Genomic DNA, 12844 nt, shown 5'->3' with positions numbered 1-12844 from the left:
TAAAAATAATTTCATTGAACAATTTAAAAACTAGTTTTATAATTATTCAAAAGAAAGGTGGAATTCTAAAGTGGGAAAAGATTTGCGTGTTAAAAGTCATGTATTTGATGGTGCCATGCGAGCACCTAATCGTGCGATGCTCCGGGCTGTAGGGGTAACGGATGACGATTTCAGGAAGCCAATGATTGGTGTAGCCAGTACGTGGGCAGAGATAACCCCATGTAATGTACATATTGATGATTTGGCTGTTCGTGCTAAAGTTGGTGCTAAACAAGCTGGCGGCCTGCCCTTAATGTTCAATACGATAACCGTTTCGGATGGGATTTCTATGGGGACGCAAGGAATGCGTTATTCCCTGCCAAGCCGTGATGTGATCGCTGATTCGATTGAAACCGTAGTGGGTGCAGAGAATATGGATGGATTTGTAGCCATTGGCGCCTGTGATAAAAATATTCCGGGCTGTATGATTGCTATTGCTAATGCGGACGTTCCGGCAATATTTGCGTATGGTGGGACGATTGCGCCAGGATCCAATAAGGGTCAAGATGTCGATATTGTATCTGTGTTTGAAGGTGTAGGTAAACATAATAACGGGGATATAGATGACGATGAACTAAAATCGGTCGAATGCAGCGCATGCCCTGGTGCTGGAGCTTGTGGTGGGATGTATACGGCAAATACGATGGCATCCGCTGTCGAAGCAATGGGAATGAGCCTGCCAGGCAGCTCATCGAACCCGGCAGAATCAGAAGATAAAGCTGCTGATTGCGAAGCTGCCGGTGAAGCGGTCTATCATTTGCTTGAAAAAGGGATATATCCAAAAGATATCATGACAAAAGAAGCGTTTGAAAATGCTATTACGGTTGTCATGGCGCTTGGCGGATCGACGAATGCCATCCTGCATTTACTATCGATCGCCCATGCGGCGGAAGTAGATTTAACGATTGACGATTTTAATAGAATTCAAGAAAAGGTGCCACATCTTGCTGATCTAAAACCGAGTGGGACTTTTGTAATGCAAGATCTGCATCGTGTTGGTGGCGTAAAAGGTGTCATGAAGCTTCTTTATGAGGAAGGATATCTCCATGGGGACTGTTTGACCGTAACAGGTAAAACAGTTGCTGAAAATCTAGCAGAAGTTTCCTCCCTTGATCAAGATCAAAAGATCATCATGCCATTTGATAATCCGAAACGGGAAGACGGGCCATTAATCGTTTTAAAAGGGAATCTATCTCCTGAGGGAGCTGTAGCGAAAGTATCCGGTGTACAAGTCAACCGTCATACGGGGCCTGCTCGTGTATTTGACACGGAAAAAGAAGCTACTGCTGCAGTGATGGATAATCAAATCAACGAAGGAGATGTGCTGGTTATTCGCTATGTCGGGCCAAAAGGTGGACCGGGGATGCCAGAGATGCTGTCCATTTCTTCAATCCTGGTTGGAAAAGGACTTGGGGAGAAAGTTGCCTTGTTAACTGATGGAAGATTCTCCGGTGGTACACATGGCTTAGTCGTCGGTCACATCGCACCAGAAGCACAAAGTGGCGGGCCAATAGCATTCCTGAAAGAAGGCGATTTGGTGACCATTGATTCGGATAAAAAAGAAATTTCCATGGACGTATCAGAAGCAGAAATCGAAAACCGTCGTGCATCCTGGGTCGCACCACCACTTTACAAAAAAGGCGTATTGGGTAAATATGCACATAATGTCACCAGCTCCTCCAAAGGTGCTGTTACGGATTATTTGAATAGAGATTGATGAGGGTTGTTTCTACAAGTGTGTTGTTTTTGACACGCAAGATATTTTATAATCGCCGTTCGGGATCGCTCCGGGCGGATGCGCATCCTTAGGGCACGGCCTCAGCCTCAGCCTCCTTGCCCCGGCAAAGGGGTATGCCGACGTTGTCCGCAAAGGACGGTTTTAGTCGGCCTTCCTTAGAATAGTCCTGCTCAGGTCTGGACACGTGCTGGGACTGCGCGTAAATGCTCGTCCCACCGAAGACATTTGTTCTAAGCAGGAGTCACCGCCCTTCGCTCACCCGAACTGGTGAGTGGTCTATGTTTTGAATATTGGTTACAAATGCAATTTAGCGGCAGTAACCGGAACATCCAGCGAAGGAAATTCATGGAGACTCCAGCGGGAGGAAAGGCATAGGTGAGACCCCGAAGTGCGGTAGCAATCTTTTTTGCGAGGAGTGCTGCTTCTCGAAATCACTTGCAACACGACGAGCACGAGAGGGCTCACCAGCCGCCCTAAGGTGAGCGGAATGTATTTCCGTAGCGGTGGCATGAGCCGCGTTTTAACCGACTACCATAAGGCAAAGTACAAAACTAACAGGAAGATCCTCAGTTCAAAACTGGGGCTCTTTTTGTAATCAAAATGTAATATTTATTTTTAAAAAAATCTGGTTATTAGTATGCAGGACTTGTAAGCGGATACAACTTATTTTACTTATCGAAAGTATCAAAAAACTTTTCAAAAAGCTGTTGACCTTTTTCAAAATCCGTTATATGATAGTTCGCAATATCAAATATTTACTATCATTCAAAAAAGCAATCGTACAAATGCAATTATCAAAATCTTATAACAAACGAATAAAACGAACGCGATGACGGGAAAAAAGGAACATGTTACATGTACTTACAGAGATCTGGGGTTGCTGGAAGCCCAGAAGTACATATTGTTCTGACATCTTCTCTGAGTGCTGAGCTGAACGGATTCTTATTAAGCTCGGGCCAGGTGCATTTACATGTACCTGTTATCAAAATAGGCTGATCATCAGCCTTGTAAGGTAGTATTCGCAAGAGTGCTATAAACCTGGGTGGTACCGTGAAAATGACTCTTTTCTCCCCTGAAATTCTGACTTTATGCAGATTTCCATGTGGAGAGAAGGGTCTTTTTTTATTAAACAAATAAGGAGGCATGTCGTTGTGAAGGCTGAGGTAAAACAAGAAGTGGAACGGACAAAGGAAATGATAACCGGTGCTGATTTATTAATTGAATTATTGGTTGATTCCGGGGTGGATACGATATTCGGTTATCCCGGTGGAGCAGTATTACCGATTTACGATGCACTGTATCGAAGCGAGGCGCCATTCAAGCATATACTTTCGCGTCACGAACAAGGATCCATTCATGCAGCTGAAGGATATGCACGTGTTACTGGAAGGCCTGGAGTTGTATTGGCAACTTCCGGACCTGGTGCGACAAATCTCATCACCGGGATTACGGATGCAATGATGGACTCCTTGCCATTGGTTATTTTTACCGGTCAAGTAGCAAAAGGGGTAATTGGTACTGATGCATTCCAGGAATCGGATGTGATGGGGATTACAACCCCGATTACGAAGTACAATTACCAGGTTAATGAGCTTTCAGAGCTGCCAAGAATCGTAAAAGAAGCTTTTCATATTGCTTCAACAGGCCGTCCGGGTCCGGTTGTTGTTGATGTTCCGAAAAATATATCACAAGAACTTACCGCACCTAACTTCAACAATGATTTTTATTTGCCGGGCTACCAGCCGACAGAACGGCCCAATCCATTGCAAATCAGGAAACTGGCAGATGCCCTGAGTCGTTCCAAAAAGCCGATATTGTTGACAGGCGCAGGTATCGTATTTGCAAAAGCTTCCGAAGAATTAAAAGAGTTTGCGGAAAAATTTCAGCTTCCGGTAGCCAATACATTACTCGGACTAGGCGGTTTTCCGGGATCCAATGATCTGTCACTAGGGATGGCAGGTATGCACGGGACATACGCGGCAAATATGGGAATGTATGAAGCTGACTTATTAATCAATATCGGCGCCAGGTTTGATGACCGTCTAACCGGAAATTTGGAGCATTTCGCACCACATGCCAAGGTTGCCCATATCGATATTGACCCGGCAGAAATAGGAAAAAATGTTCCGACAGATATTCCGGTAGTTGGGGACGCGAAAGAAGCATTAAAGTCATTATTAAATAGCACCATTGATCAGCCGGATCATCAAGCCTGGAAGGAAACGTTAGAAAACAACAGGTCAGATTACCCATTGTGGTATGAACGATCCAATGACGTCATTTCCCCGCAATGGCTGACAGAGCAAGTGTACCGCACGTCGAAGGGAGAAGCGATTGTCACAACAGACGTAGGGCAGCATCAAATGTGGGCAGCGCAATATTACGCTTTTGATAAACCGAATCGATGGGTTACTTCAGGGGACTTGGAACAATGGGGTTTGGCTTTCCAGCGGCAATTGGAGCTCAACTTGGAGCCCCGGATGATTTGGTTGTTTCCCTGGTTGGTGATGGCGGATTTCAAATGACATTACAGGAGCTTTCCGTTCTGAAAGAAAAGAACCTTCCTGTCAAAGTTATTATCGTCAACAACGAAGCATTAGGAATGGTTAGACAGTGGCAGGAAAGTTTTTACGGGGAACGCTATTCGGAATCAATCATAGCGAACCCGGATTTTGTAAAACTTGCCGAGAGCTACGGTATTCGTGGTATGAAAGTAGACAAAGAGGATGATGTCGAAAGTTTGCTTGAAGATATATTTGCCTATGATGGACCCGTTGTTGTCGATGCCAGAGTTGAACCAAAAGAATGTGTTTATCCGATGATTGCCCCAGGAAAAGGGATCCACGAAATGATAGGGGTGACGAAATGAAACGTATTATCATAGCAACCGTTCAAAACCAAAGTGGTGTTCTCAACCGGGTTACAGGGATGATGAATAAACGGCAATTCAATATCGACAGCATATCTGTTGGAAGTTCAGAAACAGAAGGCATAGCCAAAATGACATTCGTCGTTGAAGTTAGCGATCCACAGAAGCTGGAACAATTGACAAAGCAATTAAATAAACAAATCGATGTCATAAAAGTATCGGATATTACCGATAAAGCAATGGTTGCAAGGGAGCTCGCACTTATAAAAGTTGGTGGAAATGGCCCATTGCGAGCGGAAATTCAAGGCATCATCACACCGTTTCGCGCATCCGTCATCGATGTGAGTAAGGATAGCTTAACCATACAGGTTACAGGAAAACCGGATAAAGTTGAAGCGTTAATTACATTGCTCAGACCTTATGGAATTAAAGAATTGACAAAAACTGGTGTCACCGCATTCTTAAGGGGTCAGCAGCCAGCAAAACAAGTAACCGAGATTAACTCATTTTCAATATAAAAACGTTTAAAAATAGAAAGGGAGATTACTAATGTCAAAAGTACTTTATGAAAAAGATGTTCAAAAAGAGGTATTGCAAGGAAAGAAAATCGCAGTAGTAGGTTATGGATCACAGGGGCATGCACACGCACTGAATCTCCGTGAGAGCGGCTATGACGTTGTTGTAGGACTCAGACCTGGTAAGTCTCAAGAAAAAGCGGAAGAAGATGGCTTTTCTGTTCTTTCCGTAGCTGAAGCAACAAAAACTGCAGATGTTGTTATGATTCTTTTGCCGGATGAACTGCAGCCATATGTTTATCAGGAAAGCATTAAGCCAAATCTGGAGTCCGGTAATGCCATTGCATTCGCCCATGGGTTTAACATCCATTTCAGTCAAATTGTACCACCGAGTGATGTTGATGTATTTCTCGTTGCACCAAAAGGACCTGGACATTTAGTACGCAGAACATATGAAGACGGTGCAGGCGTTCCATCTTTATATGGTGTGTACCAAGATGTTACTGGAAATGCAACCGAACTTGCACTTGCCTATTCACAAGGAATCGGTTCAGCCAGAGCGGGCGTTCTTGCAACATCCTTCCAAGAAGAAACGGAAACAGATCTGTTCGGTGAGCAAGCAGTACTATGCGGCGGTGTAACTAACTTGATCAAAGCAGGCTTTGAAACATTAACAGACGCAGGATATCAGCCGGAAGTAGCTTACTTTGAATGTATGCATGAAATGAAACTAATTGTTGACTTGCTGTATGAAGGCGGACTGGAAAACATGCGTTATTCCATTTCAGACACAGCTCAATGGGGAGACTTTGTATCCGGACCACGTGTCATCAATGATGAAACGAAAGATCGGATGAAAGAAATCCTTGCAGATGTACAGTCAGGTAAATTTGCCCAAGGATGGGTCCTTGAAAATCAAGCAAATCGTCCACAATTTAATGCAATTAATGCCAAGGAAAATCAGTTACCAATTGAACAAGTAGGAAGGGAGTTACGAGAGTTAATGCCTTTTGTGAAACAGCCATTGCAAAAAAAACAAAAGGATGTGAAACAGCATGTCACAAATTAAAATTTTCGATACAACGTTGAGGGATGGCGAGCAGTCACCGGGTGTTAATCTGAACAAATTAGAAAAACTGGAAATCGCCAAACAGCTGGAGCGGTATGGTGTTGATCGGATAGAGGCGGGGTTTCCCGCCACTTCCGATGGTGACTTCAACGCTGTGAAAATGATTGCGGAAACGCTAAAAGACACATCAGTTACCGGGCTTGCACGTGCAGTGAAATCAGATATTGATGCCTGCTGGGAGGCGCTGAAGAATACGAAAGAACCTTGCGTGCATATTGTGATAGCAACATCGCCGATTCACATGGAATATAAATTAAAACAATCACCGGAAGAAGTATTGAACACGGCGGTTGAGATGGTGTCTTACGCCAGTCAAAAGTTTCCACAAATTGAGTGGTCGGCAGAAGATGCATCGCGTTCCGATTTAGATTTTCTTGCCAGTATTATTGAAAAAGTTATCGATGCCGGGGCAACTGTTATTAACCTGCCAGATACTGTAGGTTACGCAACACCAAAAGAGTATGGAGACATGTTTCGCTATATGAAAGAAAATGTACCAAATATCGATCGTGTAGATCTATCCTGTCATTGTCATAATGATTTGGGTATGGCCGTTGCAAATTCGATTGCCGCAGTAGAAAATGGCGCAACGCAAATAGAAGGTGCTATTAATGGCATCGGCGAACGGGCCGGGAATGTATCAATAGAAGAGGTTGCAGTTGCCCTGAAGGTACGTGCTGATGCTTACAAGCACACGACAGGCATCCAATTAAATGAAACAAAACGTACGAGTGATTTAGTTGCTAAGTTGACGGGGATGTATGTGCAGGCGAACAAAGCGGTTGTTGGACGTAATGCTTTCTCCCATGAATCTGGTATTCATCAAGATGGTGTACTGAAAAATCCATCTACGTATGAAATCATCACACCAGAAATGGTAGGTGTCCATTCCAATACGCTTTTCCTTGGAAAACATTCGGGTCGTCATGCGTTCCAGGATAACGTAAAGAAGTTGGGTTATGATTTATCAGAAGAAAAACTCAAAGAAGCGTTTAACGAATTTAAACTACTGACAGATCATAAAAAGGAAGTAACCGATGATGATTTGTTTACCATCTTAATGGAAGTGCAAACGGATATGGATAAAGTAGACAAATACGAATTGGAAATGTTCCAGGTGCAATACGGAACAGCGAATATCCCAACAGCTACTGTACGTTTGAAAACGCCAGAAGGAAATGCGGTTGAAACAGCTTGTACAGGTAAGGGCAGTGTAGAGGCATTGTATAAAACACTTGATTCCTTAATTGAAGAGGATTTGAAATTGGTAGATTACCAGCTTAACTCTGTTGGCGGTGGAAAAGATGCACTTGCCGAATCACATGTACAGCTTGAGATCAATGGCGAAAAAGTGAATGGCAGAGGAGCTGCCCAAGACGTGATAGAAGCATCTGCAACTGCATTTTTAAATGGTGTGAACCGTTATATTGTGCAGCAGAATCAGGCGGTGAAGAAGGAAGTAGTGAAATAGAGGTCAGCGGTTAGAAGTCAGATTTTGGAAAATGGTGGAAAAATTGTTTTCCAAATTCAATATATCGCATTAGATATTTTGGCAGATAAGAAAGTTTTATACTTTCTTATCTGCATAATTGGAACGAAGCTTTGCTTTAAGAGCTTGCACTCCAAAGTATAAGGGTTTTTAATAAAGCAAAGAACGCTTTCTAAGAATTCCTTTAACAAAGCCAAGTTTTCGAAAATATAGGGGAGGGTTTATGATGAATAAAAACATTATTCTGCTTCCGGGCGATGGTGTTGGAGGAGAAATTATGGAAGCTGCTGAAGTCGTATTAAACACAATTGCCAGTGAATTTGACCATACCTTTACATTTGACCAGCATAAGATTGGCGGAGACGCGATTGATCATCATGGGGTTCCATTGCCGGAGAATACGATCAAAGCGTGTCAAGAAGCGGATGCGATTTTACTGGGTGCTGTTGGGGGAGAAAAATGGGACTCTTTTCCCGCGCATCTGAGACCTGAAAAAGGATTGTTGGGGATCCGAAAGACATTGGGGTTATTTGCTAATCTTCGCCCGGTAAAAGGTTTTACCCCTTTACTTCATGCCTCCCCATTAAAAGAAGATGTGATTAATGGCAGTGATATTTTAATCATTCGGGAGCTGACAGGCGGGCTTTATTTCGGCAAGCCAAGTGAAAGACGGGAAGATGGAAACGCCGTTGTTGATACCCTTTATTACCAGCGGAGCGAAATGGAACGGATTATTGATAAAGCTTTTCAAAGCGCGCGTCTTAGAAATAACCATTTAACATCTGTTGATAAAGCGAATGTCCTGGAATCCAGCCGCATGTGGCGCGAAATTGTTGAGGAGAAGAGAAAGGATTACCCGGATGTTACGGTAGAGCATCTGCTTGTTGATGCTGCGGCAATGAAGCTGATCACACAGCCGGATCGTTTTGACACCATCGTTACGGAAAATTTATTTGGCGATATTTTAAGTGATGAGGCATCAGTCTTAACTGGATCCCTTGGGATGTTGCCGTCTGCTAGTATACGTTCCGATGGTGTCGGACTATATGAGCCTGTTCATGGTTCAGCACCTGACATTGCCGGAAAAGGAGTTGCGAACCCACTAGGAATGATCCTCTCAAGCGCACTTATGCTAAGGCACTCATTCGGGCTGGAACAGGAAGCTGCTGAGATTGAAGAAGCTGTCAATGAATGTCTGGAGCAAGGGTACCATACCCCTGATTTGCAGATGAAGGATGGCAAGCAGGTAGGGACACAAAAAATGACGGAAATGGTTCTTGAAAACCTAACGACGAAAAGTGTTTGCAATAGTATTGGTAATATGTATGCTTGATGATTCGATCCATTGGATATCAACCGGAAGAGAAAGAATCAACCCAAGCATGAAAAGTATCAACCCAATAAGGCAGAGGAGGTTTTAAAATGGCGAAACCGGAAACAATCATTTCTAAAATTTGGAATAAACATGTCGTGCATGAAGAGGTAGGAAAACCGGATTTAATGTATATTGATCTGCATTTAGTTCATGAGGTAACCTCTCCTCAAGCTTTTGAAGGGCTGCGTTTAAACAATAGAAAAGTGCGCCGACCGGATTTAACCTATGCTACCATGGATCACAATGTTCCAACAAAAAATAGGGACGTGATTAAAGACCAAATTTCCAAAAAGCAAATGGAAACATTAAGGCAAAATTGCAGGGATCACGATATCCCATTAGCAGACATGGCGCATCCGGACCAAGGTATTGTTCACGTGATCGGTCCGCAGCTTGGATTAACCCAACCTGGAAAAACAATTGTCTGCGGTGATAGTCATACATCCACACATGGTGCGTTTGGCGCCCTCGCTTTTGGGATCGGCACAAGCGAAGTTGAGCATGTGTTGGCAACACAGACGTTGCAGCAGGAACAGCCAAAATCATTGAATGTTCATGTAGAAGGCGATTTGGGGCCAGGGGTGACGGCTAAAGATTTAATTCTGGCAATCATTGCGAAATTTGGAGTGCGATTCGGCACAGGCTATGTCATGGAATATACAGGTGATGCGATTCGGAATTTATCCATGGAAGGTCGCATGACGGTATGCAATATGTCCATTGAAGCTGGTGCAAGGGCAGGGTTAATCAGCCCTGATCAGAAAACAATTGATTATTTAGAAGGAAAAGAATATGTGCCTGAGGGTGAAGCTTTTACCCAGTTAGCTGATCAGTGGTTAAGCCTTGCTACAGACGAAGGTGCTGTCTATGATAAGACCGTAACGATTAATGCAGCAGAGATTGAACCACAGGTCTCATGGGGAACGAACCCGGGTATGTGTGTACCTGTTAGTGGAGCAACGCCAAGCTTAAGCGATGTTGATCATAGGGAAGATGTCGAGCGAGCCTTAGAATATATGGGATTGGAAGAAAATCAGCCGATGACATCCATTGCAATTGATCATGTGTTTATCGGTTCATGTACGAATTCACGTATAGGCGATTTGAAAAAAGCAGCTGCCATTGTTGAAGGAAAACAAGTACATCCGGGTGTGAGAGGCATCGTTGTACCAGGTTCATTCGGTGTCAAACTGGAAGCGGAAAAAGAAGGACTGGACACGATTTTTAAACAGGCGGGCTTTGAATGGCGCCAGTCCGGCTGCAGTATGTGCTTAGGGATGAATGATGATATCGTCCCACCGGAGGGAAGATGCGCATCGACATCCAACCGAAATTTTGAAGGAAGACAGGGGAATGGGGCCCGTACCCATTTGGTAAGTCCTGAAATGGCGGCTGCAGCTGCGATAGAAGGTCATTTTGTGGATGTCCGCAAATTTGCAGGCGTACCTAACTAGGAGGTGTATGTTATGGAAGCAATTCGGGAACACAAGGGATTAGTTTACCCTTTAAACCGAACAAATGTTGATACGGATCAGATTATACCGAAACAATTTTTAAAACGTATTGAACGAACCGGATTTGGTCAATTTCTCTTTTATAATTGGCGATTTGATGATAACGGGAATGAGCGGGATGATTTTGAATTAAACAACCCCACGTACCAAGGTGCATCGATTTTGTTAGCCGGGGAGAACTTCGGCTGCGGTTCTTCTAGAGAGCATGCACCCTGGGCATTGTTAGATTACGGTTTTCGTGTTATTATAGCTCCGAGCTTTGCTGATATTTTTTACAACAATGCCTTAAAAAATGGAATTATTCCAATTCAACTGGACGAATCCATGTTAAATCAATGGATGCGCCAGGCTGAAGAATCTACATTGGTATTAGATGTAGATCTAGAAGGGCAGCGGATCGTTGATGGGAACCAACATGAGGTGAATTTTGATATCCCGGCATTTCATAAGGAAAAATTATTAAATGGATTGGATGAAATAGCCTTAACCTTAAAGCTCGAGGATGAAATTGAGGCATATGAAAAAGCTTTAGGAAAATAATGAGGAGAGTGAAACCATTGGGGATTGCTTAACAGGTGAAAAGGTTCGTGCGGCGATGGAAAGCTTAACACCCATTGTCCATCGCACACCTTTACTAACATCAAAGACGACCAACAAATTACTCGAAAAAAATATCTATTTTAAAATGGAGAATCAACAAAAAACGGGCGCATTTAAGTTCAGAGGTGCCAGTTTTAAGTTAATGCAGTTAACGGATGCAGAATTAAAAAATGGCGTTATAACTGCTTCAGCTGGAAATCACGCACAAGGTGTTGCCCATGCTGCGGCGAAATTAGACGCGCGTGCAACGATATTCATGCCTGAGAAAACGCCACTAGCAAAAGTACATGCAACAAGAAACTATGGCGCTGATGTTGTGCTTACTGGAGAGTCGTTTCAGGAAGCCTATGAAGCCTCCATGAAAAGACAGATGCAAACGGGAGCTGTTTACATTCATCCGTTTGACGATTATGATGTCATGGCAGGCCAGGGCACGATTGCCATGGAGATGCTGCATCAGGAGCCGCTTCTGGATACGATTATTGTCCCCATTGGCGGCGGAGGACTTATAAGTGGTATAGCAGTTGCTGCCAAGCATATAAACCCAGCTATAAAAATTATTGGTGTTCAAGCAAATGGCGCATCTGCCATGCATGATAGCTTTCATAGTCAAAGTGCGCGGAATTTGAAGTCTGTTTCTACTATTGCTGAAGGCATCGCTGTAAAACAGCCTGGCAAAAATACATTGCCGCTAATTCGTAAGTACGTTGATGATATTATAACCGTTTCAGATGAAGAGATCGCTTCTGCTATCGTTTATATGCTCGAGCGGAACAAGACATTGATGGAAGGTGCAGGCGCCGCGTCTCTAGGCGCACTATTTGCACATCATAAGGATATTGCGTCACGTCATTGTGGTGTTATTGTCAGCGGCGGAAATATGGATATTGGAAATTTACCAAAAATCCAGCATCTTGCTGAGAAATTGCATCATTCAGCGTGAAAAAAGGGATCATTCTGAAGGATTGTAGAATGAAGGCAGAAACAGTCAATCGATTTCAGCCTTCATTCTTCTTAAAGTAGTAAATTTCCTTCTTGACATTTTTTTCTGAATAAGGTAATATACGTATCAATAACCATAAAAAACTATATAAATATTCCTTATAACGAGTCAGGGGAGGAAACTGGTCTTATGATCCTGCGGCAACCGTTACAAATTATGCTTTTTTGTAAGATGGTGCTACTTCCAGCAAGCATTAAAGGCTTGAAAGATGAGGAAGAGTGCGTGAAATTAAAACCTCTTCCAAGTTGGTAGAGGTTTTCTAAATTTTAGGTATGCGTATGAAACGTATATCTTTAAACTAAGTAATCCTATTAGAAAACTAATGAATGAATCGATGAAAAAATTAAATAGTATTATTTCTTATCCAGAGTGGTGGAGGGACTGGCCCGACGATACCCGGCAACCATTAAGTTGGCTTATCAGCTTAACAAGGTGCTAAATCCTGCAGGAGCGTAATCCTGAAAGATAAGAAGAGAAATATATGAAGCTCTCTTCTTAGGAAGGGAGTTTTTTAATATAAAAATAGAACAGTAAAAAGAAGGTAAGTACATTTGATTACGAATAAATAGGCAT

Annotated in this window: 8 protein-coding genes, 1 pseudogene and 2 riboswitches; all 9 genes and pseudogenes read left to right on the top strand. The window is 43.1% G+C overall.

Going from position 1 to position 12844, the window contains the following annotated elements; translation table 11 throughout:
- The first annotated feature begins 70 nt into the window (after positions 1-70).
- The 9 genes and pseudogenes from ilvD (at position 71) to ilvA (ending at position 12211) form a co-directional block, all read left to right on the top strand.
- The gene (gene ilvD, locus KFZ58_RS13645; protein WP_235791847.1) at positions 71-1756 is read left to right on the top strand and encodes a dihydroxy-acid dehydratase; all 1686 of its coding nucleotides are present in this window, start codon (positions 71-73) and stop codon (positions 1754-1756) included.
- A gap of 1109 nt (positions 1757-2865) precedes the next feature.
- Positions 2866-4646: pseudogene (gene ilvB / locus KFZ58_RS13640) on the top strand (biosynthetic-type acetolactate synthase large subunit).
- Positions 4643-5164: an acetolactate synthase small subunit gene (ilvN, locus tag KFZ58_RS13635; RefSeq protein ID WP_235791846.1), complete on the top strand. Its 522-nt coding sequence runs from the start codon at positions 4643-4645 to the stop codon at positions 5162-5164. The pseudogene ilvB and the gene ilvN overlap by 4 nt, the downstream one beginning before the upstream one ends.
- 31 nt (positions 5165-5195) lie before the next feature.
- On the top strand, positions 5196-6230 hold the full coding sequence (gene ilvC / locus KFZ58_RS13630; RefSeq protein ID WP_235791845.1) for a ketol-acid reductoisomerase: 1035 nt from the start codon (positions 5196-5198) through the stop codon (positions 6228-6230).
- Complete coding sequence (locus tag KFZ58_RS13625) at positions 6217-7761, top strand: 2-isopropylmalate synthase (RefSeq protein WP_235791844.1); 1545 nt, start codon at positions 6217-6219, stop codon at positions 7759-7761. Before ilvC ends, KFZ58_RS13625 begins: the two co-directional genes overlap by 14 nt.
- Before the next feature lie 244 nt (positions 7762-8005).
- Entirely contained in the window at positions 8006-9112 is a 1107-nt protein-coding gene (gene leuB / locus KFZ58_RS13620; protein ID WP_235791843.1) for a 3-isopropylmalate dehydrogenase, read from the top strand.
- Between the two features lie 89 nt (positions 9113-9201).
- A complete protein-coding gene (gene leuC / locus KFZ58_RS13615; protein WP_235791842.1) occupies positions 9202-10608 on the top strand; it encodes a 3-isopropylmalate dehydratase large subunit in 1407 nt (468 codons plus the stop codon).
- A gap of 12 nt (positions 10609-10620) precedes the next feature.
- Positions 10621-11208, top strand: coding sequence for a 3-isopropylmalate dehydratase small subunit (leuD, locus tag KFZ58_RS13610; RefSeq protein WP_235791841.1), 588 nt, complete (start codon positions 10621-10623; stop codon positions 11206-11208).
- Positions 11209-11263: 55 nt separating this feature from the next.
- Positions 11264-12211, top strand: a complete 948-nt coding sequence (ilvA, locus tag KFZ58_RS13605; RefSeq protein WP_235791840.1) for a threonine ammonia-lyase — start codon at positions 11264-11266, stop codon at positions 12209-12211.
- Between the two features lie 155 nt (positions 12212-12366).
- Positions 12367-12486, top strand: a riboswitch (SAM riboswitch).
- A gap of 142 nt (positions 12487-12628) precedes the next feature.
- Positions 12629-12743: riboswitch (SAM riboswitch) on the top strand.
- The last annotated feature ends 101 nt before the right edge of the window (positions 12744-12844 follow it).

Origin of the sequence: Virgibacillus sp. NKC19-16 (assembly GCF_021560035.1) — a bacterium.
Lineage (GTDB): Bacteria > Bacillota > Bacilli > Bacillales > Amphibacillaceae > Virgibacillus_L > Virgibacillus_L salidurans.
Note: the sequence above shows the minus strand (reverse complement) of the source record. Positions and strands in the feature narration are given on the sequence as shown.

What these genes read in the sequence shown, in the direction of transcription:
- leuD (WP_235791841.1), top strand. Translation starts at nt 10,621, where the DNA reads ATGGAAGCAATTCGGGAACACAAGGGATTAGTTTACCCTTTAAACCGA.
- ilvA (WP_235791840.1), top strand. Translation starts at nt 11,264, where the DNA reads ATGGAAAGCTTAACACCCATTGTCCATCGCACACCTTTACTAACATCA.
- leuB (WP_235791843.1), top strand. Translation starts at nt 8,006, where the DNA reads ATGAATAAAAACATTATTCTGCTTCCGGGCGATGGTGTTGGAGGAGAA.
- ilvN (WP_235791846.1), top strand. Translation starts at nt 4,643, where the DNA reads ATGAAACGTATTATCATAGCAACCGTTCAAAACCAAAGTGGTGTTCTC.
- KFZ58_RS13625 (WP_235791844.1), top strand. Translation starts at nt 6,217, where the DNA reads ATGTCACAAATTAAAATTTTCGATACAACGTTGAGGGATGGCGAGCAG.
- ilvC (WP_235791845.1), top strand. Translation starts at nt 5,196, where the DNA reads ATGTCAAAAGTACTTTATGAAAAAGATGTTCAAAAAGAGGTATTGCAA.
- leuC (WP_235791842.1), top strand. Translation starts at nt 9,202, where the DNA reads ATGGCGAAACCGGAAACAATCATTTCTAAAATTTGGAATAAACATGTC.